This is a genomic window from Halobacillus sp. ACCC02827 (assembly GCF_030291935.1).
GTDB lineage: Bacteria > Bacillota > Bacilli > Bacillales > Halobacillaceae > Halobacillus.
The window spans coordinates 12795-38452 of the sequence record NZ_CP128168.1 but is presented as its reverse complement, the minus strand read 5'-3'; the positions used below and the strand labels follow the sequence as shown (position 1 = coordinate 38452).

Here is a 25658-nt window from a genome sequence, read left to right as displayed (position 1 = left end):
CCTCCTAGAACATTCCCCCAGGCATGCCTTTCGTGAATTGTCCCATCGTGTCATTCGTTTTCTCATCGACTTGCTTCAAAACATCGTTGGTTGCGGCAATGATCAAATCCTGCAGCATTTCTACGTCATCAGGATCCACAACATCTTCATGGATCTCGACGTCTGTCACTTCTTTCTTACCGTTGGCTGTGACTTTCACCATACCACCACCGGCAGATGCTTCAAATGTCATTTCATAGAGCTCTTCCTGAGCTTTCATCATTTTCTTCTGCATCTTCTGCATTTGTTTCATCATATTATTCATATTTCCTCCACCACGCATGGGGCATTCCTCCTTTAGTTCATTCCATTTTAATCTTGTATTTCTATCAAATCGTCCCCGAAGTGCTTACGCGCCTCTGTGACGAGTGGTTCTTCCTCGTTTCCTGCTGAAGGAGACCCTTCTTCTCCGTCCGGTCCACCCTCTCCGTCATCCGGATTATGCTTCTGCTTACGGACGTATTCTTCCCGGATCTCCTGCCAGTTCGCTTCTGGTATCGGAATAATGGTCAAAGGCTTTCCGACAAATTCTGTAAGCAGGGGCTCAATCGTACTCTGATGTTCGAGCGCGAGAGAACAGTGAATATCATAACGGAAAGCCAGGACAAGAGCTTTTGGTGAAGCTGCTCTCGGTTTACTATTCAGAAGCGTCGCGTGTGCAGGCGCATTGTTCTGCTTCAACGCTTCCATAAAGTCAGCCCAGCGCCCCTGCACATTCTTGATTTCCTCTTTGGATGCTTCATTCAGCACCTGTCTGATCCGCTCGTAAGGTACATTATACCCTTTTCTTCCTGACTTTGCAGGGGCCCGCTTTTGACGGGCAGGCGTCTGTGAACCCGCTTCCGGAGCGCGCTGCTTCAGAGCAGTCAGTTGTTTCTCCAGTTCATCGATTTTTTTGCTGAGCTGATCGACGACGCCGGACTGGACAAGTGCCGCCTTTGATTCTCCGCCGCCCCTTACTTCGACCATATTCAACATGGCTATCTCAATAAATACTTTCGGACTGGTCGTCCACTTCATTTCCTGCTGACATTTGTTCAACTCCCGAATAGCCTGCTGGATCCATGCCGGCGTTAACTCGCCTGATAGTTCACGGAAAGAGGGATCCGGTATCGCCCGCTCCAAATTATGTTCTAAATCCGGAGCACTTTGAAACAATAGTAAGTCGCGAAGGTAATAAATCAAATCAAAGACGAATCGACCTGGATCTTTCCCTTGCTGGATCAAATCATCGACTGCTTCCAAAGCTGCCTTGGCATCCTGATCAAGCAGCGCCCGGATAACGTTAGTAAGCTTCGCTTGGGATACTGATCCTGTGACAGCAAGCACATCATCAATCGTAACCTCTTCATCGCTGTAGGAAACGGCCTGATCCAACAGACTAAGCGCATCCCTCATGCCGCCCTCTGCAGTCAGAGCCACGATTTCAAGTGCCTCTTTTTCAATCGCAATGTTTTCCGCTGCCGTAATCTTCTCCATACGGCCGACCATCGCCTTCTGGGAAATCCGTTTGAAATCAAAACGCTGGCATCGGGATATGATCGTTAACGGAATCTTGTGTGGTTCGGTCGTCGCCAAAATGAATAGGACGTGTTTCGGGGGCTCTTCCAATGTCTTTAACAGGGCGTTGAAGGCACCCATGGACAGCATGTGTACTTCATCAATGATATACACCTTATAGGGTACAGCACTTGGTGCGTATTTCACCTTGTCCCTGATTTCCCGGATCTGTTCGACGCCGTTGTTGGATGCGGCATCAATTTCAATAACATCCGAGATGGAACCGTCCTGGATTCCCAGGCAAGCGTCACACTCGTTGCACGGTTCTTTGACAGGAGCACGCTCACAGTTGACCGCCTGGGCAAAAATCTTCGCCGCACTCGTCTTCCCCGTCCCCCGTGGACCGGAGAATAAGTACGCATGAGAAAACTTATTCTGCTCGATGGCATTCTGCAACGTCCGTGTAATGTGTTCTTGTCCGACGACTCCCTCGAAATTCCGCGGGCGCCAAACACGATATAACGCCTGATAGCTCATAAAACCGTTCTCCCTTTTTAGTCTCGTGTCCATTATACCTGATAGGAGGTTGCGATGTGAACCGTATCCATCCGGTAGAAAAAGAGCCGCTATGACCAAATGATCATAGCGGCTCTCCGATGTATGTATTACGTATTTGGAACTTCCTATGTAATGCCGTGCACCCATCTTCGATGATACGACCCTAAGCGTTACTTATGGTTATGGCTCGACCCAGGCACTCCCGCGGCACACGAGAGAGTCAGCTTACTGCTGCTTCCTTCCGGATCTGACAGGGTTCACTGGTTCCCGTTGCGCAGGACCTGAGTGTCAACACCACTCACATAAGGCAGACCTTAAGGCCGTACCACCTCGGATGGGGATTCGGCCTCGCTATAGCGGATTGCGAGTACAGGGCACCGCTACCTCCCCGCTTAGCACGGCATAAACTAGTATATCGACTTTCCACGAAAAATGCAATGATTAGCGGCTTTATTTGTCCTCGGCACGGGATTTTTTCTTGCGGTCCCGCAGCTTACGAAAGAATAGAGACAATATTTCTCCGCACGTTTCCTCAAGAACCCCGGGAACAACCTCTGCCTTATGATTAAAACGATCCTCATCAAGCAGATTCATCAACGTCCCCGCACACCCGGCTTTCGGGTCTCTTGCTCCATAGACGACCCTCGGAATCCTTGACTGTACGATCGCTCCGGCGCACATCGGACATGGTTCTAGGGTGACGTACAGCGTACAATCTTCCAACCGCCAGCTGCCGATGCGTTTGTTCGCTCTTTCGATAGCGATAAATTCTGCATGGGAAGAGGCGAGCTGGGATGTCTCCCGCTGATTGTAGCCTGTGGCAATGACTTCGTCCTCCAACACGATAACAGCACCGATCGGGACTTCGCCCTCTGCTTCTGCTTTCTTTGCTTCCTCTATCGCAAGGTTCATATATTTCATGTCCTGATCCATAGCTTCCTCCTAGTTATATAAAAAGAATAATCCGGAAAGGTTGTTTCATACAATTGATAAAGATGAGAAAGGAGTGACGCCCATGCAAATCCATGTCGTTCAGCAGGGAGATACCGTCTTCTCTATCGCTGGTCTTTATGATAGTACGCCAAGTGCCATTATTACGGCAAATGAATTGGAGACACCCGGGGATCTGGTCATCGGCCAGGCGCTGGTCATCCCGATTGTCGGCCAGTTTTATTTCGTTCAGCCCGGTGACACCTTATCTTCCATAGCGCGAGCCTTTAACACGACTGCCGCCGCACTCGCACAGGTAAACGGTATTGCTCCAAATGCACCGCTGTCCGTCGGTTTACGTTTGTACATTCCCCAACAACCGCCTGTTCCGATTTCGACAAATGCTTATGTGGAACCGTTTGGTGGGGAGGTGTCGGAAGCACTGGAGACGGCAGCAGAAATCAGATCACCTCAGCTCACTTACTTGGCACCTTTCAGCTACCGGATTCAGACGGATGGGACATTGAAGGCACCACCTCTGGATGATTTCAAGAACATCGCTCAAAAAAACGACACCTCCTTGATGATGGTGGTTACGAACTTAACCGACGAAGGATTCAGCGCAGAACTGGGAAGATCGATCCTGACCAATGAAACGCTTCAGAATAAGCTGCTCGATAACATTGTAAAAACAGCAAAGGAAACCGGCTTCCGTGACGTCCATTTTGACATGGAATTCCTGCCTCCGGAGCTTAGGGAGAATTATAATCAATTCTTACGGAAAGCGAAACAGCGGTTATCCTCGGAGGACTTGTTAATGTCGACAGCTCTGGCACCGAAGACAAGTGCCGATCAGAAAGGGGCCTGGTATGAAGCACATGATTACCGCGCGCATGGAGAAATTGCGGACTTTGTCGTTCTGATGACATATGAATGGGGATACAGCGGGGGGCCTCCAATGGCTGTTTCACCAATCGGTCCTGTAACAGAAGTTGTCGATTATGCGTTGACGGAAATGCCGGCGAACAAAATTCTCCTCGGCCAGAACTTGTATGGCTATGATTGGACTCTGCCTTATGAGCCGGGCGGACCTTTCGCCAAAGCCGTAAGCCCTCAGCGTGCCATACAAATCGCACGAGAGAATAATGTTCCCATTTCCTATGATCAAAAATCCCAGGCACCTTTTTTCACGTATACGGATGCATCCACAAGCAAAGAACACGAAGTATGGTTTGAAGATGCACGATCGATCCAGAAAAAATTCGACCTGATCAAAGACAGAGGTCTCTTAGGCATCAGCTATTGGAAGCTGGGGTTATCCTTCCCGCAAAACTGGCAGCTGCTCGGAAGCCGGTTCAGTATTGAGAAGGTTTAATCCTGTTTTCGGACTACAGCCACTGTCTTATGACGTACTTCTTCCTTCTGATAGGCAGCGAGCAGTCCTTTATCGGAAATATCCTGTTTCCCTACACGTCGATAGGGGATGTCTACTTCAAACGGCTGAGCAAACGGGAACGGGTGGACAGAAATACGGTCCTCCGCTTCCCAATCAGCACGAATGCCTTCCGGAGCAACATCAAACGTTTGTGGGAATCCATTACGAAACCAAGGTACTTCTTCTTCCTCCGGGACGTCCGGACCTGTCATACAAAGGAAAAGAGAAAGATCGTCGCAGAACTGCAGCCTTCGGAAGTGGAGCTGGTAGATATCTTCCGGGATATCCATGTCCATTTGTTCAAACAGTCTGGAGCGGCGATTTTTTTCTTCTTCTATAAAATTTCGCTCCTCTTGAACGCCGCTGTCTTCCTTGAAGAAAGACGCATAATGCATGCTGCATAGAATACCGGCGTACAAGGATTGTTCTTCCACCTCTTCTATACCTCTGCGATACGCCTCTATCTTCTCTGCCAATGGATAATCGATAAAAGAATAAGGACGCTGCTTTTCCTCATTCCAAGCAGGATTCTGATCAAGTGGAATCCAAGCACGGTCGTGTTGCTGAATCGCCCAGTCTGCCACTTCCCTGAGCTTCGAGCGCAACAAAAAATTCTTCTTCCAGAACGCGACAATTTGTCCAGATATGTAGGCATGGTCATGTTGCTGAATCATGATGAAGTGATCTTGCTTTTCTATGACAATCATAATTCTTCCTCCTCGGTAGGTATGATACGCAGATCGGTACGAGCGTCTTCTTTCATTATAAAGCAACCAGCCTGTCACCTCTACTTATGAAAAAGGAAAAAAACCACAGAGCCATGCTCTGTGGTCCTTCCATAGATTAGCTTATTTCAGCAGTTTCAGTGATTCCCGATTAAATGCCGGGATATCATCCGGCTGGCGGCTTGTCACCAACTGGTTCTGACAAACGACGACTTCCTCGTCTTTATAATTCACGCCTGCATATTCCATATCTACCGCGATAGACTTGAAGCCTGTCGCTGTACGACCTTCCAGAGTCTTCGCTGTAATCAACAGCTGCGGCCCATGACAAATAGCGAATACCGGTTTCTTTTCATCCATGAAGTGTTTCACGAACGATACGAATTTATCATCGGCACGGAGAATGTCCGGGGAGAATCCACCAGGGATTAACAGCGCATCGAAATCGTCCGGCTTCACATCATCGATGGATGCATCGATCTTCACCGTCGCATCTCCTTGTTTCCCTGTCACTTCCTTGCCTGCTTCCCATTCGATATTCGTCACTTCATGACCTTCTCCAGTGAAAGCATCGGCAGGTTGTGTATATTCCACGTCTTCAAAGTTTGATGTAATGACACAAGCAATCTTACTCATTTCTTACCATCTCCTTGACTTCATTGTGGTTTATTGTGAATACATCCTTTGTCTTCCCTCATCGCACGAGATTAAACCAATTAATTACCATTTGGATGCTTCTGTAAATCTTTGACGGTAAATTGTTGGAAGGCGGAATCCTTCTGGTTCCTGTAGATCTCCCTGCCTGCAATCGTGTTAAGGATATGGACGTTTCTGTGAACGGACAACCCCAAGTTGGTCGCTCCAGCCCCGTGTGAATGGACTAGGTCCGTCAGAGTAAAGATGTGATGCTGACGATCATCCCCAAACACAAGCTGGTAATCACGGGTCACCTTATACATTCCTTCGTCCTCCCATTCCACCTCGGACTCAAAACGGTCGTAAAACCATTTCGGAACATGCGGCTTGTAGCCGGTTGCCAGAACCACTTTCTCTGTCTCATACTCATAGTCTATCTCTTCCTGCCACTGGCGGCACTGCAGGCGGTAGCCTCTTTCGTCCGCTTCAATCCCCCTGATCTCCGTCATAGGCTGTATAAACACGCGGCTGTCTTCCTGACCCGCCGTCCGGTGATAAAGCTTGGTGTAAAGCCTCGTCAATGTTTCCGGGTCAATCCCCTTACGGAGCGGGTCAAGGGTAGAGAGGGCTTCTTTTCTGGAATCCAGGGAAAGTTCATGAAAATAATCGACAAATGCCGGTGTAAACATCTCCTGTGCGAATTTTGCCTTGTCCAGCTGAAACAATCCACCGGATCTTGTCAGAAGACTCACCTTCATATCCCCGCGCCGGTCCTGCTCCTCCAGCAAATCAAGGAACACCTCCAAGGCACTTTGACCAGAACCCACCACTGTTACATGCCCGGCCTTCAACAGCTCATCTTTCGCAAATAAATAACGACTCGTGTGCAGGACATCTTCATTTGGAAGGTGATCCATTCCGTCCAGGATAATCGGTTCGCTCCCCGTACCAAGCACGACGTGCCGGGAGAAGAACGATTTCCTCTTTCCTGTGGTGTGATCTTCGACAACCACCTCATAGTGCGGAATGGATTCATTTTTCCTATCCAATACATCGATGACGGTATGTCCAAAATGCAGATTGTCGATCTGACCCGCCACCCATTTCATATAGTGGTTGTATTCCTGCCTCGGAACCTCGAAATGACGATGGAAGAAGAAAGGGAACATCCGGTCATGCTCATAGAGATAATTCATGAACGTATAGGGACTCTTCGGATCTGCGAAGGTCACGAGATCAGCCAGGAAAGGTACCTGCAGATCCATTGTCTCGATCAACATGCCCGGGTGCCAGGCAAACTCCGGCGTCTTATCAAAAAAGATTCCGTCCACCTCTCCTTTCTGATCCATGAGAGCTGCAAGACCCAGATTATAAGGACCAATTCCAATTCCGGCGACATCATATATGTGTTGCTGCATATCATCACATCCTCTTTCTACTATTCTCTACTATGCCGTTCTGTTTGATTCCTTCCACAACTGATCCAACAGAATGACAAGGATGGTGCCGACAAGCAGACCATTGCTGAGCAGATTCTGCGCCATAGCAGGCATACCAGCGAAAACGGAGGAAGGCAGGAACATCAATCCAATACCGATGGAGAAGGAAATCCCGAGGATCATTAAACGGCGTTCGTCCAGCCGTTCACTCGTCATGTTCGACAGACCGAGACCCATCAACTGGATAAATGTAGCCAGAAGCGCTGCATTGGCAACAGGCTTCGGAATGCCGGATATGAAGGCAACAATCGGCGGGAAGAAGGACACCAGGATAAGAAGCGCCGCAGCATATAAAAACGGCGCTTTCCGCTTTTGGCCCGTCAGCTGCATAAAACCGGAAGAAGAAGCCATCGACACATTAGCAATAGAAGAAAAAAGTGCAGCAAGGCCGTGGTTGATCCCCATGAAGCTGCTTCCACGATTGATCTGTGCATATGTATAGGTCGCTTTCCCATGAATCGTCTCTGTCACTGCTACAACAGAAGCTACCAAGTTAGACAACAGGATGACTGCTATCATGAAAGCGAGCGGGATCGTATTCAAGGAAAAAACAGGAGCCCCCCATGCAAACACCTCCGGAAGCGAGAAGCCTCCCCCGGCTTGTCCTCCGCCGGATCCACCGCCGGCAACTATGACATACAATACCCATCCCATTACAATTCCAATCAGAACGGCGAAACTTTTCACCCAGCCCCGTCCGGCAATAGATAAACCCAATACCAGCAGTACCGTTACGAAAGCAATGATGGCGCCGGTTGATTCAATCTGCTGTTCTCCTCCATCAATACCGAGCATTCCCTGAAGAAATGTCCCACTGAGCTGAACGGTCAATAAAAATAAAAAAGCGCCCGTTACAAACGGGGTGAAAACAAATAGCACACGGTGAGATAGACGGAACAAACCGAATAGAAGCAGGAAGATTCCCGTCCATATCATCGTCCCCTGCAGAACCTGCAATACTTCCCGGTAACTGTCTCCGGCATGGACACCCGTATAAGCCATCACGGTGAAAATACTGATCCATAATCCCGCCGGCCCTTCCATGATCGGCAGTCGATGCCCGATCCATCCTTGCAGAAGGGAGGCAAGCCCCACAACGAAAAACGTACGCTGCATTAATTCGGAAATCTCAACGAAGTTCAATTCGAATATGGCGCCGATGACAATCGGCAAGGCAACGGCATTGGCCAGAAGGAAAACGAACCATTGGATCGTTTCCATCGCATTATTTAATACTAAACTCGAATTCCTGCTCATGACTATGACACTCCCTATTTTTGTAAAACGCTTACATCCATTATTTTACCACAGGCTATCAACCCCATTTCACGTGAAACATCTTCTTGCAAAAAAGAAAACCCATGCAGCCGGGGCTGCATGGGTGGAGAAAGCTCTTTTTATTCTTCCAGTGTGGAAGTATCGCCAGTCGGAAGACCAAGCTCCCAAGACTTAAGTAATCGGCGCATAATCTTACCGCTCCGCGTCTTCGGAATCGTATCCTTGATTTCGATTTCCCTCGGTGCCGCATGGGCACTCAATCCTTTTTTAACGAATTGACGGATATCCTCCAGAAGTTCATCTGATTGTTCATATCCATCCCGAAGCGTAATGAAAGCTTTGATGATTTCCCCGCGCTCGGGATCCGGTTTACCGATGACTCCCGCTTCTGCAACGGCTTCATGCTCAATCAGCTTACTTTCTACTTCAAAAGGACCTACCCGTTCACCAGAAGTATTAATGACGTCATCCAGACGTCCCTGGAACCAGAAATAGCCTTCTTCGTCTTTGTAAGCACTGTCTCCGGAAACGTACCAGCCGTTAAGGAAATAGCTTTCGTATTTCCCTGGATTATTCCAAATGGCACGCATCATGGACGGCCATCCCTTTTTGATCGCCAGGTTACCCATCTGGTTCGCGGGAAGCTCGTTTCCTTCATTATCTACGATCGATGCTTCCACACCAGGAATCGGTTTACCCATCGATCCCGGACGGATATCCATCGATGGATAGTTACAAATGAGCATAGCTCCTGTCTCGGTCATCCACCACGTATCGTGGATACGAAGGTCAAAAGCTTTCAACCCCCAGCTTACTACTTCTGGATTTAGGGGCTCACCGACACTTAGAATATGCCTTAAGGAAGATAAATCATAGTTCTTCGCTGTCGCTTCCCCGGCACTCAGCATTTTCCGGAAAGCCGTTGGCGCGGAATACCAAACAGATACATTCTTGTCTGCAATCGTCGCATACCAGTCATCTGGACTGAAACGGCCGCCTCGGATTACGCTCGTCACTCCATTCAGCCATGGGGCGAAGATACCGTAGCTGGTGCCCGTCACCCATCCCGGGTCAGCCGTACACCAATATACGTCATCTTCCTTAAGATCGAGTACCCATTTTCCTGTCTGGTAATGCTGGATCATCGCGTGATGGACGTGCAGAACCCCCTTCGGTTTTCCTGTCGAACCGGATGTGTAATGCAGAAGCATCCCATCTTCCAGGTCGACCCATTCGACGTCGAACTCGCTCGATGCCTGTTCCATCTCTTCCTCAAAGGAAATATAGTTCCCAGGTGCATCGCCGCCTACCAGTACGACTTGTTTTAAATTCGGAAGATCATCAGCAGGAACACGCTCCAATAAATCCGGTGTCGTGATCAGCATCGTTGCTTCACTATCCTCGAGCCTGTCGCGCACTGCCTGCTCCATGAAGGCTTCGAACAGTGGTCCTGCAATCGCACCAACCTTTATAATACCGAAGAATGCTGCATAAAATTCCGGGCTTCTCGGCATGAAAAGAAAAACGCGGTCCCCTTTATCAATATGATGCTTCTTCAATATATTGGCGAACTGATTACTCTTCTGCTTTAAATCTTCAAACGTCAGCACTTCTTCCCGGTCAGGGGCGGAAAATATAAGAGCCGCTTTGTCCTTCTTCTCCGGGTCCTCTGCATGACGATCAACCGCTTCATAAGCGATATTAACCTTTCCTGTTTCATTCCACGTGAAATGACGCTTCGCTTCTTCCCACTGAAAATTCTTATACGTTTCTGTGTAGTCTTCCATGTTGTGATTGCCAGATCGAGCCGGTATTGGTTGCATGTCCATAAAATCACCTCATAAGAATTTTTGTAAACGTTTTCTGTCCGTGGCTAATGAAAGCTCTGAATCTTTCAGAGCCTGGACGCGGATATATTTTCTGAATATTAAAGGAATTATCTATATTGTAGGTGATTTCTGTAGATATTTAAAGAGGAATGTCCAAAGATTTACAGAAACAGGTCGACAGCAGGACAAAAATTGACAGCCGTTTACTCCTCCACCTATAATAAACGAAGCATAGAAAGAGGTTTCTTAGCCAACCCCTCTATAAAAAACTAAGGATGTCACTTACTACAAGTCGCAGCCCTTAGGGGTTGCGGCTTTTTTCATGTTCCATTAACTACATCACAAAGGAGAAAACATAATGCCCGGACGAAACGAAGATTCTCTTAATCTATCTCTACTGGGAAACCAGGAAACAGCTTACGCCACTACTTACGACCCGCAGGTCTTGGAGACATTCGATAATCAGCATCCGAACCGCGACTATTTCGTCAAGTTCAACTGCCCGGAGTTCACAACTCTGTGTCCAAAAACAGGCCAGCCTGACTTCGCCACCATTTATATCAGCTATGTACCGAACATTAAAATGGTCGAGAGCAAGTCCCTGAAGCTTTATCTCTTCAGCTTCCGTAACCACGGAGACTTTCATGAGGACAGTGTCAACACAATCATGAACGACCTGATCGATTTGATGGACCCTCGTTATATAGAGGTATGGGGTAAATTCACTCCACGCGGAGGTATTTCTATCGATCCTTACTGCAATTATGGAAAGCCGGGCACGAAGTTCGAACAAATGGCCGATCATCGTATGATGAACCATGACATGTATCCGGAGACGATTGACAACCGTTAAATGAAAAAGAGCTGCCACCCTTTGGTGACAGCTCTTTTTGTGTGGTATCCGGTTTATTTCTTATCGTTCTTATACTGCATATAAACGACGTGGGTGACGAGGAAGTCTTCCATTCCATGTTTCCCATCCGCACCGCCGAGGCCGGATTTACGCATGCCGGCATGGTATCCCTGAACGGCTTCGAAGTTTTCCCGGTTCACATATGTTTCACCGAACTTCAGCTCATTGACCACTCTCATCGCTTCATTCATATCGTCCGTATAAACAGAGGAGGAAAGTCCGTATTCGGTATCGTTACCTTTTTCAATCGCTTCATCTAGTGTTTTGTAAGTCGTAATCGGGATGACGGGACCGAAAATTTCTTCCTGCATTATTTTGCTGTCGTGGGTGACGTTGGTCAGGATTGTAGGCTTATAGAAGTAGCCTTTATCCAAATCTCCCCGTTCACCGCCAATTTCCACCTTGGCGCCGTTCTGAACGGCTTCCTTCACCATTTCTTCCACTTCTTCCAACCGGTCTTTACTGACAAGCGGTCCAACGTCCGCTTCTTTGTTCTCCCGCGGATTTCCAATCGTCAAGCCCTCGAACTGATGACGCAGCTTCTCTACGAACTCGTCTGCAATGCTTTCATGGACATAGACGCGCTCCGCATTCGTACACGCTTGTCCATTGTTGGCAAGACGGGAGGTTGTAATAGACTCCACTGCAATATCCAAATCTGCATTTGGAGTGACGATCGCCGGTGCTTTGCCTCCAAGCTCCAAATTGACTTTCGTAATATTTTGAGCTGCTGCTTCCATTACTTTCGTACCCGCAGGCACACTCCCCGTCATCGTAACCATCTGCACCTCCGGATGCGTCGCCAGTCCGTTACCGATCTCCGAACCGGAACCAGTCACGACGTTATAGACACCCTTTGGAATTTCCTCCATCTTATCAATAATTTTCGTGAATTCCATCGCTGTGTTAGGCGTCTGCTGGCTCGGCTTCAGCACAATTGTGCAGCCAGTCACAAGCGCCGTCGCGACCTTACGTGCCAAAATGAAAACAGGGAAGTTCCATGGTACGATACCGGCGACAACGCCAATCGGTTTTTTATAGATGAAAATATTTTCGTTCGCACGATCACTCGGCACAATTTCCCCTTCAATCCTGCGCGCCCATTCGGACATGTATCGGAAATAATCGATGGCAAGGTCTACTTCGCCGCTGGCAAGCTCGTAATCTTTCCCTTGTTCTTCTTGAAGTAAATCGATGAAGGTAGCACGATTTGCCTCGATTTCATCTCCAAGCTTACGAACGATTCGGCCGCGTTCAATATTAGGCGTCAGCTCCCAGCCCTTTTGCGCAGCTGCAGCCGCGGAAACCGCACGTTCGACATCGTTCTTCGTCCCTTTCGGAATCTTGGAAATGACTTCTTCCGTCGCCGGATTCAGAACTTCGATCCACTCCGAGCTGTCCGATTCTGTATATTCTCCATTAATGTATAGTTTATGTTGAATCATTTTGAATGACCTCCTGTAATGGTTTACCGGGAATATTCCACTTCTTTCGCACCCCTAAACTTTCCAGTTGGTTCACGTCCCACGGAAAATAAAAAAATCTCTGTTTCCAGAGATTTCGTTTTTACCACTCCAATATGTACCCTTTTACTTTCCTTGGTGTTCCACTTTCGACCATCTGCTCTCCTTCAAAATAAGGATTCTCCACGTCAAATCGATAAGCAATTGATTCTGGCTCCAAATACAGCTTGTACTCTAAATCTGTTACCTTGTTTAGAGAAATATCCGCAACCGTCGTCTTGTTGGATTCCTCATCAATGAGAAGTATATCAATGTGCTCATATCCTTGTGTCATCAGCTTCTCCTTCATATTCATAGCATGACTCTCCCGTCCTTTTTGTCTATTAACCTTTACCCGGCCTGTCCATCACAAAAACGTAAAAAACGGGAGGAAATCCCCCCGTTCTTATTTATTAATATCCGTATCCACGGCCACCTACATAAGATGCACCAATGATGATCAAAAGGATGAACAAAACAACCAACAGGGCGAAACCGCCTCCGTATCCGTATCCTCCGCTCATTTATTCCCCTCCTCTCACTTACTTTACTACCTTATTCAGATTCGGGGGGTTAGGAAGGGCGGATGCGGATTTTCATTTAAATTATCTTTTCCCTGCACCCCTTCAAAAAGGAAGGGCTCGTCTTAATGATAAATAAGCGAAGTAGAGCGATTGCGCAAAAAAGGCGATCCCCCATATCGGGGCCGGTATGATTTTAGTCGCCCTTGCCAGATTGGCGGCATCTCCAGCCTGTCCCGGAGCGACGAAACTGATCCACATAATTTCAAAAGCGCTCGTCACCGATTCGACGAGAATCAGCGAAGCAAAAAAGACCAGCGTATATTGGACAACCGTCTCATGACCGGTCCGCAGCAGCCAAAGGAACCCGGCTCCGAACGTCACGATCCAAAACACCCCATACAGGTTACGTACCCAGAAGATCAAATTAACAGCAAGAAAGGCAAGAAGAATATAGATCATCCATTTATAGTGGCCACGCCAGATTAAATAAAAAAACAAGAAAGCAAAAAAGGATGCGAAGACGTATCCAGCCATGCTTGTCAGCACCTGTCCGAACCAGGACCGGTGCCCCGTCCACGTGAGACCGGAGGTGTCAGGAAGGAGTGAAATCCTCCGGACCTCGCCACCAGTCAACAAAGCCATGAGAGAATGTCCGCTTTCATGGATCATCGTATTCAAAATAGCGAAATACTTCCCAACAATAGGCAACTGCGTCAAAATCAGCGCCAGGACGAGCATCAGAATGATTTGTAATTTCAAGAGTAGACCTCCTTTTCGATAAACTGTGTCGATAAATTCTTTCGCCCGTTTCTTTCCTTTGTACTATACTTAATGAAACGAAGGAGGCACGAAACATGAAGAAATTAATCATATTATGTTCCCTCACAGCCTGTCTGTTTCTGGCCGCATGCTCCTCCCAAGCGGAAGAACAGAAAAATCAACCGAAAGAAATAACGGTTGCTGCAGCCGCCAGTCTGACGGATGCCGTTGAAGAAGCTGCTCCCTTATTCGAAGAAGCAACCGGTACGAAAGTGAATACGACATTTGGAAGCTCTGGGAAATTAGCCAAGCAGATCGAACACGGTGCTCCGGTCGATCTATTCTTATCTGCAGACGGAATGTGGGTCGATGAATTAGAAGAAAAAGAACTTGCCGATACAGAAACACGGACGAATTTTGCTGCCAACCGCATCGTATTGATTACACCAAAGGGTCAGTCGAAAGAAGATGCCCTCACGTTCAAGAGCCTGAATAAGGTCCCGGGTGAGCAAACAATTGCAATCGGTAATCCAGACAGCGTTCCCGCTGGTTCTTATACGAAGCAGGCATTGGAAAAGATTCAATTGTGGAAGGATTTGAAAGATCGGCTTGTCTACGCCAGTGATGTCCGCCAGGTGCTGGCTTATGTAGAATCAGGCGAGGCTGCTTACGGGTTCGTTTATGCAAGTGATGCAGAGATTTCGGATAACATTCAGGTCGTCGAACAAGTGGACAAAAATCTACATAATCCGATCACATACCCAGGAATCCTTATTTCAAAAAGCCGGACTAAGGATCAAGCAGAAGCCTTCCTATCTTTCTTAAAGGAAGATCAGGGACAAGACATCCTGCGGAAATATGGGTTTGAGGTAGAGGGCTGACACGGTGAGTTATTACCCGCTCTACCTATCCCTCAAAGTAGCAGCCATCGCAACCGTTTTTGTTTTTCTTACGGGGACTCTGGCAGCAAGGTGGATTTCCAGACGAATATTTCCCGGGAAAAGTGTCCTGGAGTCTATTTTCCTCATGCCGCTGGTACTTCCGCCGACTGTAACCGGATTCGCCCTTTTATATCTGTTCGGCTCTAATGGATTCATCGGCAGCTGGCTGATGGAATCGTTCGGCATCCGGGTCATCTTCTCCTGGACAGGAGCGGTAATCGCTTCAACGGTGGTCGCTTTTCCACTCATGTATCAAAGCGCCTCCGCCGCTTTTGCCAACTACGATAAAGATTTGGAAAACGCCGCACTTACAATGGGAGCATCGAAGTGGAAAGTGTTCTTCACGATCTCTCTTCCCCTAGCATGGCCCGGCTTATTGGCAGGTCTCGTCATGACATTCGCAAGGTCACTGGGCGAGTTCGGCGCAACCCTTATGATCGCCGGCTACATCCCCGGGAAGACCGATACCATTCCACTCGCAATTTATTTTGCTGTCGAATCCGGCCGAATGGAACAGGCCTACATGTGGGTACTGATTATCGTCGCACTCGGATTCAGCACCGTCCTTTGGTTGAATATATGGACGAAGAAGAAAATCTCCTCCCATCCTCATTAAAAAAGCGGAAGATCCTCCGAATGGAAGATCTTCCGCTTTTTCTTTATGCCCCCGGCAGGATTCGAACCTGCGACACACGGTTTAGGAAACCGATGCTCTATCCCCTGAGCTACGGGGGCCAAAACACGTATGTCCCCTATTATACAAAATAAACCAACAATTGAAAAGAGGTACACGCTGAATTTTACGAACTCAGCTGTTACACCTTTGGGATCTATATGGTAAAATGTTAGCTGTCTGTCTACACGTATCGTTTTTTGTAAGATAACCGCGGATGCTGCTGAGCACTGCGTTGAAATAGTGAAAAGAGTTTGAAGGAGGAGAAACCATGGGGGACCTGCCTTTCATTTCCGTCGAAGGGCCCATAGGGGTCGGGAAGACGTCTTTGTCTAAAAAGCTCGCCGCCCAATTTGACTTTCATTTGTTGAAAGAAATCGTGGAGGAAAATCCGTTTTTAGGCAAATTCTATGATGATATCGAGGAATGGAGTTTCCAAACAGAAATGTTCTTTCTATGCAACCGTTTCAAGCAGCTGGAAGACATTGAACGCAAATACTTGCAGCTTGGAAAACCTGTCGTTGCCGATTACCATATATCTAAAAACATGATCTTTGCAAGACGCACCCTGAGAGAGGATCAGTTCGACAAATACGCCCGGATTTTTGACATTCTTACTCACGACATGCCGAAACCGAATATGGTCGTCTATCTGCATGCAAGTCTGGACACATTAATGGACAGGATCCGGATGCGCAATCGTGATGTAGAAGCAAACATCCAACCGTCTTATTTGGAGCAGCTCTCTAAAGATTACGATGCGTTCATGCAGCATTTTGAGAGGGAGAATCCGGACATACCGGTTATCCGATTGAACGGGGATGAGCTTGACTTCGTAAAGCGACAGGACGACCTCGACCAAATTGTCGGACTCGTGGAACAACACTTGAATAAAGGAGAAGTAATCAAATGAATGCACGTGAACGCTATGGTATACCACATGACAGCGTCATAACAATCGCCGGTACAGTTGGAGTTGGAAAGTCTACGATGACAAATGCCATTGCTGATGCCCTCCAATTCCGTACCTCCTTTGAAAAGGTGGATACGAACCCGTATCTTGATAAATTCTATCAGGATTTCGAACGCTGGAGTTTCCATCTGCAAATTTACTTCCTCGCCGAACGCTTCAAGGAACAGAAGAAAATCTTCGAATACGGAGGCGGCTTCATCCAGGACCGTTCCATCTATGAAGATACCGGGATCTTCGCCCGGATGCACTACGAGAAAGGAACGATGTCGGAAACGGATTATGAAACCTACCGCAATCTGTTTGATGCAATGGTCATGACACCGTACTTCCCTCATCCTGACCTTCTCATTTACCTGGAAGGTTCTTTTGAAGATATCCTTTCCCGCATCAAAGAACGAGGCCGGCCGATGGAACAGGAAACTCCTGTCGAATATTGGGAAGAAATGTTTAAGCGTTACGATAATTGGATCGACAATTTCAATTCCTGCCCCGTTCTTCGTCTGAACATCGCCGACTATGATGTTTTGAACGATGAATCAAGCATTGAACCGGTATTAGAGAAAATCGGCCACTTCATCCAGGAATCACGCAAATGGCGTTCCACCCGTCTGCTCACATAAGATTCTCACCCCCTTCCAAACGGAAGGGGGTTTTTTATAAAGTATTTATGAAATCCAACGTTTCATCACTTCCTATGCTTATCATGATAAACAGGAGGGAGCACCAGCATGCCTGTTTCTACAGCGACTGTCAGCTTGTTTATTCTTAGTCTGTTTTGTTTACTGTTCACTTGGACGATACTCGTTTTGTATAAAAGAAAAAACAACCGCTCCGGACATTAGTCCGGCCGCGGTTGTTTTTGTTTAGATAGGAATGCCTGTATCATATTCCGGTGGCTTCCGACCATCCGGTCCGGAAGCGCTTCAGGATCTATAAATGCAAGCTGCAGCGATTCTTCGTTTCGTCTTAATATCCCGCTGTACTCCTGCGTGTGATAAACGGTTGTGACGACATAGAATTCATCACCGTTTTCCACTTTGCTGTACTGATCTTCCCCCGAATAGACATCCATCAAGGAAAGAGTACCAAGCGTCAAACCGGTTTCCTCATAGACTTCCCTGCGAGCGACCTGCTCTGTGCTTTCGCCAAGCTCCATTAATCCGCCGGGAAGCCCCCAGACGCCGTGCGGAGAACGACGCTGCTGGAGAAGTATTTTCCCTTCTTCGTTCCTCACGATGACAACAGAACCGACAAGTATCAGCGGGCGATGACCGACAAGGGCGCGAAGTTCCTGAACATAACCCATCAGACGACCTCCCCTGTCAGTTGGCCAGGCCGACGGTTTCTTTTAGGTGACGGCCTTCTTCCAAAGCCTTCAGGAGGAAATGAGCGACGTCGCCCCGATTGATTCTTCTTCCATCCTTAGGAACTGTAGGCGAAGTACGGTACATCTTTGTCACACCACCGTCATCGAGGCGCATCGGACGGGCGATCGTATAATCGAGTCCTGCTGCCATAATGGCATTGACCGCCTGGCTGTGATCCTTAAGGACGTTCTTCAAAATAAGCCGGGACATCCACCCTGTAAAGCCTGGGATCTCTTTATAAATACCGGCAGAAGCAACGTACAGAATACGGGAAATGCGATGTTCAAGCATGCCCCGAACGAGATTCCCCGCCATTCTTTCCAGATTATCCTTCTGTTTCAGGCTGTCAGATCCGAGACACGATACGACAGCTTCCTGTCCTTCCATTACAGCGGAAACGGCTTCTCTGTCGAGGGCATCTCCCTCTACGACACGCAGGCGCTCATGGACAAGCATCCATTTATCCGGTGTCCGTACAAAGGCGGTTACCTCATGGCCTGATTCAAGTGCCTGTTTCACAAAGGAAAGACCCGTTCCTCCAGTCGCACCAAATACAACGATTTTCATAAATTCCACCTCCAAGACTTCCTTCTACTCTATTATAACTTGGAGGTGTTGGGAAACCAGCATTCAGCTCTCCATCCGTCTCAGGAGAGCGGTGAATAGAACAGCACCAATAACCATTATACCGCCGATCCAAGGTGTATGGATCAGACCGATGGAATCTACAATCAACCCACCGACAAAGGAACCGATGGCAATACCGACATTAAAGGCCGCAATATTCAAAGCGGAGGCGACATTGACAGCAGAAGGGACGTATTTCTCCGCCAGCTGAACCACTAGTATCTGCAAAGCAGGAACGTTCATAAATGCAAACAGTCCCATCAGGAAAAGAACGATTAGACTGACGGCCTTGAATGGAATGGCAAAAGTAAGCACGATCAGAACCACTGCCTGAAAGACGAACATCCAGAACAACGCCTTCAACGGGTTACGGTTGGAAAGCTTACCGCCGACCGTGTTACCGATCGCCACTGCCACTCCGTAAACGAGCAGGATGACACTGACAAGGCTGGGAGCAAAGCCGGTGATATCCTCTAACAGTGGAGCCAGATAGGTAAACGCAACAAATGTTCCACCATACCCGAGAGCCGTTATAAGGAAAGCAAGTATAATCTTACTGTTCTTTAATATTTTCATTTGATCCGAGAATTTGGAGGGTGGTGCTTCCTCCAAATCTTTCGGCACAAGTAAAGCACTTGCAATGATGCCGATCACACCAAGTAAAGCCACACCGGCGAAGGTCGCCCTCCAGCCGAAGTGCTGACCGATGAAAGTACCGAGCGGGACCCCTGTTACCGTGGCTACCGTCAATCCTGTAAACATAAAGGCAATTGCACTTGCCCGCTTATTCTCAGGGACAAGACTTGCTGCAATGGTCGAACCGATGGAAAAGAAAATACCATGAGAAAAAGCCGTAATTACCCGCGCAGCCAACAATATACCGAAACTGGACGATAAAGCAGCGATGGAATTACCTATAATAAAAATTATCATAAGTGCCATAAGCAGATGCTTTCTACCCATTCTACTTGTTAAAGCAGTCAAAACAGGAGCACCGACGGCAACCCCCACCGCATAACCGGAGATCAACAAACCGGCAAGTGTAATGGAAATAGATAAGTCACCTGCAAGGGAAGAAAGCAGGCCGACTGGAACGAATTCTGTCGTTCCGATACCAAAAGCACTGATCGCAAGAGCTAATAATGCAAACGTATTGCCGTTTTCTTTTGTTTGAATGGATGCCTTTCCGACACCTTGTGATTGGGAACTCATTCTGTTCCTACCTCCTCTTTTCATGATCAAAACGAGGCGCCTTTCGTTTCTAGAAACGATTATGCCTGCTTTTCCATGACTTGAGAAGTACGCACTTCCGGGTGCTATAGGAACTTATAAGTAACATTTATGACACACCAAGGGTTCTACCGAGATAAAAAAATAGCCAAACAGGTCGAACCATGGTAATTTAGTGTATAGCAATTATAAACTGTACCGTCTAAAAAGTACCTTAGGGAAGGAGAGTTAGACATGGCCAAGTACAACATCCCTGTAGAGGCTGCATTGGAAGTCATCGGAGGTAAATGGAAGGTCGTCATCCTCTGTCACTTGATCAAAAAGAAAAGGCGCACGTCCGAATTGAAACGCTTGATGCCCGGCATCACACAAAAGATGCTGACTCAGCAGCTTCGTGAATTGGAAGCAGACGGCGTCCTGAACCGCATCGTTTATAATCAAGTACCACCGAAGGTAGAATATGAACTGACGGAATATGGATGGACGTTGAAAGGTGCCCTCGACATGCTTTGCGAATGGGGTGAACAGCATATCGAGAATACGTACCCGAACAAAGAAGATGTGCTACTGGACACAGAGGAATTAGAAAAAGTATAGAAGGACAGATAACCATTGCTTGGAGCAGGCTCCTTGCAGACAGTGCATTCATATTAATAAAAATCCCTCCTGATCCATGGAGGGATTTTTATTTGCCGTAACCTAAAGAGGACGCCTCTAATTTTAAGCATAAAAAAAATCGTTACATGACGTAACGATTTCTGTTCTATAATCTCCAATTTTTATGCGCAATTGTTGATAATAATAATGGCGGAGGAGGAGGGATTCGAACCCCCGCGAGCCGTAAAGCCCCTGGCGGTTTTCAAGACCGCTCCCTTCAGCCAAACTTGGGTACTCCTCCGTATGACCGACAATAAATATATTACCATTTATCATCTCTTTCGTCAATACATCCTGAAGATTTTCCCTAAAAAACCCCCGGAATAATGACTGCTTTGTTATTATACAAAATCCGTATTGCCTTCGTCAACTAAAATCGACAACTTCCGATGCCGATGAACACGATGAGCTTTCTATGATGCGGATGACCCTCCTGATCGTTTTGCTCTTCCAGGGTCTCATTGCTGAAAAAAACCGTACAGACAGGATCTGTACGGTTTTTTCTCTTATTTGCTGATGACGTCTTTGCCACCCATATATGGACGAAGCACTTCCGGCACGACGACAGAACCATCTTCCTGCTGATAGTTTTCCAAGATCGCTGCAACGGTACGACCGATGGCAAGTCCGGAACCATTCAGTGTATGGACGAATTCCGGCTTCGCTTTCTCGTCACGGCGGAAACGGATACCGGCTCGACGCGCCTGGAAATCTTCAAAGTTAGAGCAGGAGCTGATTTCGCGGTATGTTTCCTGACTCGGGATCCACACTTCGATATCGTATTTCTTCGCTGCTGTGAAACCAAGATCGCCTGTGCACATGCTCATGACACGGTAAGGAAGTTTCAACAGCTGGAGTACTTTCTCCGCATGACCGGTGAGTTCTTCCAATACATCGTAAGAATCCTCCGGCTTGGCAAGCTGGACAAGCTCGACTTTGTTGAATTGGTGCTGGCGGATGAGTCCGCGGGTATCGCGGCCGGCAGAACCTGCTTCAGAACGGAAGTTGGTGCTGAAAGCGACAAACTTCTGTGGAAGATCTGCTGCACTTAATATTTCTTCCCTGTGGAAGTTCGTAACTGGAACCTCTGCCGTTGGAACGAGGTAATAATCCCAGTCCTGAATCTTAAAGGCATCTTCTTCGAACTTCGGAAGCTGGCCTGTACCAGTCATAGAGGTACGATTAACCATTTGTGGTGGCAGCATCTCCTGATATCCGTGCTCATCAGAATGAAGGTCCATCATGAAGTTGAGCAGGGCACGCTCCAAGCGGGCACCAAGGCCTTTGTAGAATACGAAACGGCTTCCCGTCACTTTAGAGGCACGCTCGAAGTCCAGCATACCAAGGTCTGTCGCCACGTCCCAGTGCGGCTTCGCTTCAAAGTTGAAGGCAGGGAGTTCTCCCCATTTTCTCGCTTCCTGGTTGTCGTCTTCATCTTCTCCGACAGGAACACTTTCGTGAGGAATGTTCGGAATAGATAACAGCATCGTTTCCAATTTCTCCTCGACTTCTTTCCATTCTGTATCAAGCGTTTTGATACGATCGCCGACTTCGCGCATTTCCTTAATCTTATCGTCCGCATCTTCCTTCGCTTTCTTCAGCTGGGAGATTTCCTTGGAGACTTCATTCCTTTTCGCTTTCAGCTCTTCTGTTTCCTGAATCAGCTCCCGGCGTTTACTGTCGAGATCACCGAATGCATCCAGATCAGACAAGTCTTCCCCGCGGTTTTGCAGCTTCGCTTTTACTTCGTCAAAGTTCTGACGCAGATACTTCATGTCTAACATCATCTATTCCTCCTTGTTATTTTTCTGCCTATAAAAAAAACTCCCGTCCCTTATATAAAGGGACGAGAGCTTTCCTATATGCTTCCCGCGATACCACCCAAGTTGAAGGTACCATGACCTTCCGGCTTCTACTCATAACGGTGAGCACCGGTACAGCTTACTGGACTTCGGCTGCACAACTCAAGGATGGATTCACACGGCTTCCCCGTCAGTTCTCACCAGCCACTGACTCTCTTCAAGGAGAAGGGACGTGCTACTATTTCCTATCATCGCGTTAATTATAAAGGTTGTGTTACATAAGATTAGCGGATTTAAAATTATAATGCAAGTGTTTTACGGGAGTTCTCCACCATTTTCACAAAATGAGCCGTGATGCGGTGGTCATCTGTCAATTCAGGGTGGAAAGAACATGCCAGGTACTGGTCCTGCTGAGCTGCGACGATATGTCCGTCATAGCGGGCCAGCACTTTCGTTTCTTCACCGACACCTTCGATATAAGGAGCACGGATGAAGACCGCATTGAATCCTTCCGCTACCCCATCGATATCAAGATCCGCTTCAAAGCTTTCCCGCTGTCGGCCGAAAGCATTGCGGCGTACTTTGATATCCATCAGACCGAGGTGGACATCATAGGAACCGTCGATTTCAGATGCAAGGAGAATCAGGCCGGCACACGTACCGAAGATCGGCTTCCCCGCTTTTCCGAATTGACGGATCGGCTCAAGGAAATCGTATTTGTCAATCAACCGGCGGATGGTTGTGCTCTCTCCACCGGGAATGATCAAACCGTCGATTTGTTCCAGCTGTTCCTTCTTCTTAACGACGACAGCTTCTGCTCCTGATGCCTCGACAGAACGAACATGCTCACGAAAAGCGCCTTGTAAACCTAATACACCGATTGTAGTCATGATGTCATTCTCCTTTACTTACTGGCTGCGTTCCTGCATGCGCTGATCAGGTGTAAGAGTAGAGATTTCCATCCCTTTCATCGCTGTACCCAAGTCTTTGGACAGCTCACCAATCAGTTTGTAGTCCGTATAGTGAGTCGTCGCTTCTACGATCGCACGAGCGAATTTCTCAGGGTTGTTGGACTTGAAGATACCGGATCCAACGAATACACCGTCTGCTCCAAGCTCCATCATAAGAGCCGCATCAGCCGGAGTAGCAATTCCACCAGCTGCAAAGTTTACAACAGGAAGACGGCCTTCTTCACGGATTTCCATAAGAAGATCGAACGGTGCGCCGTTTTCTTTAGCAAATACCATGACTTCATCTTCAGACAGACCGCGAAGTTTACGAATTTCTGATTGTACTTGACGCATGTGGCTTACTGCTTCCACGATGTTTCCTGTACCAGGCTCACCTTTCGTACGAAGCATGGAAGCTCCTTCACGGATACGACGAGTCGCTTCTCCGATGTTACGGCATCCACAAACGAAAGGAACCGTGTAGTCATCTTTCTTGATGTGGTAGATTTCATCAGCTAGAGTCAGTACTTCACTCTCATCGATATAATCCACACCCATCGCTTCAAGGACACGAGCTTCTGTGATGTGACCGATACGTGCTTTAGCCATTACCGGAATAGAAACAGCATTCATGACTTCTTCTACGATCGTTGGATCCGCCATACGAGCGACTCCACCTGCAGCACGGATGTCTGCTGGTACACGTTCAAGAGCCATAACGGCTACTGCGCCGGCCTCTTCCGCGATTTTTGCTTGCTCTGCGTTTACGACGTCCATGATGACGCCACCTTTTTGCATTTCGGCCATTCCGCGTTTGACGCGATCCGTACCTGTTTGTGACATGATATATTCCTCCCTGACAGCTATATGTTTCAAGCATTTTAAATTTTTTGAATCATAGATTCTTATCCTCTATTGTAACGCATTACCGCTTTAAATCCTACAAAATATGTAGGTTTTTTTTATGTTAGAACCAACCTTTGACCATATCTACGGCACCAGTGAAGATATCCGCAAAGAATTGGCCGATTGCTCCAAGCATCAGCATGAACCAGTTTGATTTATCGACGTCTTCCGCAGCGACGAGTTCAACGGTCTCCCCTTCATCAGAAACAAGGTTGCTGTAGTTATCTTCCCCGTTATAAACAAGAACGGCCGTTCCGACTTTGTCTCCCTTTTTGACCGGGGCGACAAGTTCTCCATCTTCATTCAGCTTGTCCTTATCCAACTTGTACTCCAGTGTGTATTGATCTTCTTCGGCATTCTTCACCATGGTGCTTAATGCTTCGCTTGTTTCAATAGCGACACTGTCTTCTTTTCCTTTAGCAACAGAAACGGTCGATTCTTCCTCTTTCGCATATCCTGCCGGGAATAGTTCCTGGCGGGAGAATTGCTGGAATCCGTAATCCAACAGTTCGGCTGTCTGCTGGAAACGGCTCTCACGGGTTTCTGATTTCATAACGACGGAAATCAGACGTACACCGTCCCGTTCAGCTGTTCCTGTAAAGGTATTGCCCGCAAGCTCGGTATAGCCGGTTTTCAAGCCGTCCATGCCTTCATATTCGAACTGCTTCAAGTTCTCTCCAGGCATTCCCGGAAGCATCCAGTTCCAGTTCGTGACGGTTTTTCCTTCGAATTCCAATGTTGGCTGACTGGAGATTTCCAGTGCCTGCGGATAATTATTGATCAGGTGATAAGCAAGCGTGGCAGCGGATTTCGCAGAAAGCATGTTGACTCCATCTGCCGCCGTTCCTTCTGGGTGGTTATCCCCGAGGTGGGCGTTATCTAATCCAGAAGCGTTCACGAATTCATAATCCGGAAGACCTAATTCCTTGGCTTTTTCATTCATCATTTTGACGAATTCGCCTTCACTTCCACCAACCAGCTCGGCCAGTGTAATCGTCGTGGCGTTATCCGAGTTGATCGCCATCGCTTCATATAGTTCTCGTACCGTATAATCTTTATTCATTTTTAACCCGACACCTGAATATTCAGGGTTGGCGGATATTTCATAAGCATAAGGACTGATTTGTGTCGTCGTATCCCAGCTGATTCTTCCTTCATCAATCGCTTCCAAAACGAGATACTCTGTCATCATCTTCGTCATACTTGCTGGAGGTAGAGTTAAATCTGCCTCTTTTTCATACAAAATCTTCCCTGTGTCTGCATCAACGAGGATCGCTGATTTCGCCCCAACGTCAACGGTGCTTGCATATGTACTCAATGGACTCATAAATACGGCAAACACTGTCATAAGCACGACCATAGTCATGGCCACTGATGCTCTCAATCTTTGTTTCAACTTTCTCGA

General features: G+C 47.6%; 26 protein-coding genes, 2 tRNA genes, 1 other RNA gene and 1 other annotated feature. Of the genes, 7 read left to right on the top strand and 22 right to left on the bottom strand.

The annotated features are described in order from the left end of the window. Positions 1–4 precede the first annotated feature (4 nt). The 4 genes from QRD89_RS00215 to tadA form a co-directional block, all read right to left on the bottom strand. Positions 5–322, bottom strand: a complete 318-nt coding sequence (locus QRD89_RS00215; RefSeq protein ID WP_008636093.1) for a YbaB/EbfC family nucleoid-associated protein — start codon at positions 320–322, stop codon at positions 5–7. Positions 323–351: 29 nt separating this feature from the next. After that, entirely contained in the window at positions 352–2076 is a 1725-nt protein-coding gene (gene dnaX, locus QRD89_RS00210) for a DNA polymerase III subunit gamma/tau (protein ID WP_286096089.1), read from the bottom strand. 156 nt (positions 2077–2232) lie between these two features. Further along, positions 2233–2498: signal recognition particle sRNA large type (gene ffs, locus QRD89_RS00205), an RNA gene on the bottom strand. A 49-nt stretch (positions 2499–2547) separates the two neighbouring features. Next, positions 2548–3030: a tRNA adenosine(34) deaminase TadA gene (gene tadA, locus QRD89_RS00200; RefSeq protein WP_008636096.1), complete on the bottom strand. Its 483-nt coding sequence runs from the start codon at positions 3028–3030 to the stop codon at positions 2548–2550. Positions 3031–3112: 82 nt separating this feature from the next. Between tadA and QRD89_RS00195 the strand changes: the two genes are divergently transcribed. After that, positions 3113–4402 (top strand): glycoside hydrolase family 18 protein, encoded by a 1290-nt coding sequence (locus QRD89_RS00195; RefSeq protein ID WP_062515226.1) that lies wholly within the window; start codon positions 3113–3115, stop codon positions 4400–4402. Here QRD89_RS00195 and QRD89_RS00190 read toward each other — a convergent pair. The 5 genes from QRD89_RS00190 to acsA all read right to left on the bottom strand — a co-directional run bounded on the left by QRD89_RS00190 (position 4399) and on the right by acsA (position 10429). After that, entirely contained in the window at positions 4399–5169 is a 771-nt protein-coding gene (locus tag QRD89_RS00190; protein ID WP_286096088.1) for a DUF3891 family protein, read from the bottom strand. The two genes, QRD89_RS00195 and QRD89_RS00190, sit on opposite strands and share 4 nt — an antisense overlap. 141 nt (positions 5170–5310) lie before the next feature. Then, positions 5311–5823: a type 1 glutamine amidotransferase domain-containing protein gene (locus QRD89_RS00185; protein WP_008636099.1), complete on the bottom strand. Its 513-nt coding sequence runs from the start codon at positions 5821–5823 to the stop codon at positions 5311–5313. 80 nt (positions 5824–5903) lie between these two features. After that, a complete protein-coding gene (locus tag QRD89_RS00180) occupies positions 5904–7241 on the bottom strand; it encodes a lysine N(6)-hydroxylase/L-ornithine N(5)-oxygenase family protein (RefSeq protein ID WP_008636100.1) in 1338 nt (445 codons plus the stop codon). 30 nt (positions 7242–7271) lie between these two features. Further along, entirely contained in the window at positions 7272–8579 is a 1308-nt protein-coding gene (locus tag QRD89_RS00175; RefSeq protein WP_286096087.1) for a purine/pyrimidine permease, read from the bottom strand. A gap of 140 nt (positions 8580–8719) precedes the next feature. Continuing rightward, positions 8720–10429 (bottom strand): acetate--CoA ligase, encoded by a 1710-nt coding sequence (acsA, locus tag QRD89_RS00170; RefSeq protein ID WP_286096086.1) that lies wholly within the window; start codon positions 10427–10429, stop codon positions 8720–8722. A gap of 358 nt (positions 10430–10787) precedes the next feature. Between acsA and queF the strand changes: the two genes are divergently transcribed. Next, positions 10788–11282 carry a preQ(1) synthase gene (queF, locus tag QRD89_RS00165; RefSeq protein ID WP_008636103.1) on the top strand — a complete coding sequence of 165 codons (495 nt, stop codon included), beginning with the start codon at positions 10788–10790 and terminating at the stop codon, positions 11280–11282. 53 nt (positions 11283–11335) lie between these two features. Here the strand turns inward: queF and aldA are convergent, their stop codons facing one another. The 4 genes from aldA to QRD89_RS00145 form a co-directional block, all read right to left on the bottom strand. Then, a complete protein-coding gene (gene aldA / locus QRD89_RS00160; protein ID WP_062515218.1) occupies positions 11336–12787 on the bottom strand; it encodes an aldehyde dehydrogenase in 1452 nt (483 codons plus the stop codon). A 121-nt stretch (positions 12788–12908) separates the two neighbouring features. Next, positions 12909–13160, bottom strand: a complete 252-nt coding sequence (locus tag QRD89_RS00155; RefSeq protein WP_008636107.1) for a hypothetical protein — start codon at positions 13158–13160, stop codon at positions 12909–12911. Positions 13161–13257: 97 nt separating this feature from the next. Next, positions 13258–13368: a YjcZ family sporulation protein gene (locus QRD89_RS00150; RefSeq protein ID WP_008636109.1), complete on the bottom strand. Its 111-nt coding sequence runs from the start codon at positions 13366–13368 to the stop codon at positions 13258–13260. 102 nt (positions 13369–13470) lie between these two features. After that, the gene (locus QRD89_RS00145) at positions 13471–14127 is read right to left on the bottom strand and encodes a M50 family metallopeptidase (RefSeq protein WP_026577615.1); all 657 of its coding nucleotides are present in this window, start codon (positions 14125–14127) and stop codon (positions 13471–13473) included. Positions 14128–14222: 95 nt separating this feature from the next. Here QRD89_RS00145 and modA point away from each other — a divergent pair, with 95 nt between their 5' ends. Together modA and modB are read left to right on the top strand one after the other, a co-directional pair. Beyond that, positions 14223–15008 carry a molybdate ABC transporter substrate-binding protein gene (modA, locus tag QRD89_RS00140; RefSeq protein WP_286096084.1) on the top strand — a complete coding sequence of 262 codons (786 nt, stop codon included), beginning with the start codon at positions 14223–14225 and terminating at the stop codon, positions 15006–15008. Between the two features lie 4 nt (positions 15009–15012). Then, positions 15013–15684 (top strand): molybdate ABC transporter permease subunit, encoded by a 672-nt coding sequence (gene modB, locus QRD89_RS00135; protein ID WP_008636128.1) that lies wholly within the window; start codon positions 15013–15015, stop codon positions 15682–15684. 46 nt (positions 15685–15730) lie between these two features. Here the strand turns inward: modB and QRD89_RS00130 are convergent. Continuing rightward, a tRNA-Arg gene (locus QRD89_RS00130) sits at positions 15731–15803 on the bottom strand. A gap of 209 nt (positions 15804–16012) precedes the next feature. Here QRD89_RS00130 and QRD89_RS00125 point away from each other — a divergent pair. Continuing rightward, positions 16013–16654, top strand: coding sequence for a deoxynucleoside kinase (locus tag QRD89_RS00125; protein ID WP_008636130.1), 642 nt, complete (start codon positions 16013–16015; stop codon positions 16652–16654). Further along, on the top strand, positions 16651–17334 hold the full coding sequence (locus tag QRD89_RS00120; RefSeq protein ID WP_286096083.1) for a deoxynucleoside kinase: 684 nt from the start codon (positions 16651–16653) through the stop codon (positions 17332–17334). The genes QRD89_RS00125 and QRD89_RS00120 overlap by 4 nt, the downstream gene beginning before the upstream one ends. A gap of 218 nt (positions 17335–17552) precedes the next feature. On the opposite strand, the gene QRD89_RS00115 is transcribed toward QRD89_RS00120, so the two are convergent. The 3 genes from QRD89_RS00115 to QRD89_RS00105 form a co-directional block, all read right to left on the bottom strand. After that, positions 17553–18020, bottom strand: coding sequence for an NUDIX hydrolase (locus QRD89_RS00115; RefSeq protein WP_026577618.1), 468 nt, complete (start codon positions 18018–18020; stop codon positions 17553–17555). Between the two features lie 16 nt (positions 18021–18036). Then, positions 18037–18648, bottom strand: a complete 612-nt coding sequence (locus tag QRD89_RS00110) for an NAD(P)-dependent oxidoreductase (protein ID WP_008636134.1) — start codon at positions 18646–18648, stop codon at positions 18037–18039. Between the two features lie 63 nt (positions 18649–18711). After that, positions 18712–19920, bottom strand: coding sequence for an MFS transporter (locus QRD89_RS00105; RefSeq protein ID WP_286096082.1), 1209 nt, complete (start codon positions 19918–19920; stop codon positions 18712–18714). Between the two features lie 252 nt (positions 19921–20172). Between QRD89_RS00105 and QRD89_RS00100 the strand changes: the two genes are divergently transcribed. Continuing rightward, on the top strand, positions 20173–20535 hold the full coding sequence (locus QRD89_RS00100; RefSeq protein ID WP_026577620.1) for a winged helix-turn-helix transcriptional regulator: 363 nt from the start codon (positions 20173–20175) through the stop codon (positions 20533–20535). A 208-nt stretch (positions 20536–20743) separates the two neighbouring features. Here QRD89_RS00100 and QRD89_RS00095 read toward each other — a convergent pair. From QRD89_RS00095 to QRD89_RS00075, 5 genes are all read right to left on the bottom strand, one after another. After that, a tRNA-Ser gene (locus tag QRD89_RS00095) sits at positions 20744–20836 on the bottom strand. A 265-nt stretch (positions 20837–21101) separates the two neighbouring features. Further along, a complete protein-coding gene (gene serS / locus QRD89_RS00090) occupies positions 21102–22379 on the bottom strand; it encodes a serine--tRNA ligase (protein WP_008636146.1) in 1278 nt (425 codons plus the stop codon). A 55-nt stretch (positions 22380–22434) separates the two neighbouring features. Beyond that, positions 22435–22658 (bottom strand) — a binding site (T-box leader). Between the two features lie 38 nt (positions 22659–22696). Further along, positions 22697–23287, bottom strand: a complete 591-nt coding sequence (gene pdxT / locus QRD89_RS00085) for a pyridoxal 5'-phosphate synthase glutaminase subunit PdxT (protein ID WP_286096081.1) — start codon at positions 23285–23287, stop codon at positions 22697–22699. A gap of 18 nt (positions 23288–23305) precedes the next feature. After that, complete coding sequence (pdxS, locus tag QRD89_RS00080) at positions 23306–24190, bottom strand: pyridoxal 5'-phosphate synthase lyase subunit PdxS (protein WP_286096080.1); 885 nt, start codon at positions 24188–24190, stop codon at positions 23306–23308. Between the two features lie 124 nt (positions 24191–24314). Continuing rightward, positions 24315–25649 (bottom strand): serine hydrolase, encoded by a 1335-nt coding sequence (locus QRD89_RS00075; protein WP_008636159.1) that lies wholly within the window; start codon positions 25647–25649, stop codon positions 24315–24317. Between the last annotated feature and the right edge of the window lie 9 nt (positions 25650–25658).

Coding starts and splice junctions, on each gene's coding strand:
- QRD89_RS00215 (WP_008636093.1), bottom strand. CDS start 322: ATGCGTGGTGGAGGAAATATGAATAATATGATGAAACAAATGCAGAAG.
- dnaX (WP_286096089.1), bottom strand. CDS start 2,076: ATGAGCTATCAGGCGTTATATCGTGTTTGGCGCCCGCGGAATTTCGAG.
- tadA (WP_008636096.1), bottom strand. CDS start 3,030: ATGGATCAGGACATGAAATATATGAACCTTGCGATAGAGGAAGCAAAG.
- QRD89_RS00195 (WP_062515226.1), top strand. CDS start 3,113: ATGCAAATCCATGTCGTTCAGCAGGGAGATACCGTCTTCTCTATCGCT.
- QRD89_RS00190 (WP_286096088.1), bottom strand. CDS start 5,169: ATGATTGTCATAGAAAAGCAAGATCACTTCATCATGATTCAGCAACAT.
- QRD89_RS00185 (WP_008636099.1), bottom strand. CDS start 5,823: ATGAGTAAGATTGCTTGTGTCATTACATCAAACTTTGAAGACGTGGAA.
- QRD89_RS00180 (WP_008636100.1), bottom strand. CDS start 7,241: ATGCAGCAACACATATATGATGTCGCCGGAATTGGAATTGGTCCTTAT.
- QRD89_RS00175 (WP_286096087.1), bottom strand. CDS start 8,579: ATGAGCAGGAATTCGAGTTTAGTATTAAATAATGCGATGGAAACGATC.
- acsA (WP_286096086.1), bottom strand. CDS start 10,429: ATGGACATGCAACCAATACCGGCTCGATCTGGCAATCACAACATGGAA.
- queF (WP_008636103.1), top strand. CDS start 10,788: ATGCCCGGACGAAACGAAGATTCTCTTAATCTATCTCTACTGGGAAAC.
- aldA (WP_062515218.1), bottom strand. CDS start 12,787: ATGATTCAACATAAACTATACATTAATGGAGAATATACAGAATCGGAC.
- QRD89_RS00155 (WP_008636107.1), bottom strand. CDS start 13,160: ATGAATATGAAGGAGAAGCTGATGACACAAGGATATGAGCACATTGAT.
- QRD89_RS00150 (WP_008636109.1), bottom strand. CDS start 13,368: ATGAGCGGAGGATACGGATACGGAGGCGGTTTCGCCCTGTTGGTTGTT.
- modA (WP_286096084.1), top strand. CDS start 14,223: ATGAAGAAATTAATCATATTATGTTCCCTCACAGCCTGTCTGTTTCTG.
- QRD89_RS00125 (WP_008636130.1), top strand. CDS start 16,013: ATGGGGGACCTGCCTTTCATTTCCGTCGAAGGGCCCATAGGGGTCGGG.
- QRD89_RS00120 (WP_286096083.1), top strand. CDS start 16,651: ATGAATGCACGTGAACGCTATGGTATACCACATGACAGCGTCATAACA.
- QRD89_RS00115 (WP_026577618.1), bottom strand. CDS start 18,020: ATGGGTTATGTTCAGGAACTTCGCGCCCTTGTCGGTCATCGCCCGCTG.
- QRD89_RS00110 (WP_008636134.1), bottom strand. CDS start 18,648: ATGAAAATCGTTGTATTTGGTGCGACTGGAGGAACGGGTCTTTCCTTT.
- QRD89_RS00105 (WP_286096082.1), bottom strand. CDS start 19,920: ATGAGTTCCCAATCACAAGGTGTCGGAAAGGCATCCATTCAAACAAAA.
- QRD89_RS00100 (WP_026577620.1), top strand. CDS start 20,173: ATGGCCAAGTACAACATCCCTGTAGAGGCTGCATTGGAAGTCATCGGA.
- serS (WP_008636146.1), bottom strand. CDS start 22,379: ATGTTAGACATGAAGTATCTGCGTCAGAACTTTGACGAAGTAAAAGCG.
- pdxT (WP_286096081.1), bottom strand. CDS start 23,287: ATGACTACAATCGGTGTATTAGGTTTACAAGGCGCTTTTCGTGAGCAT.
- pdxS (WP_286096080.1), bottom strand. CDS start 24,190: ATGTCACAAACAGGTACGGATCGCGTCAAACGCGGAATGGCCGAAATG.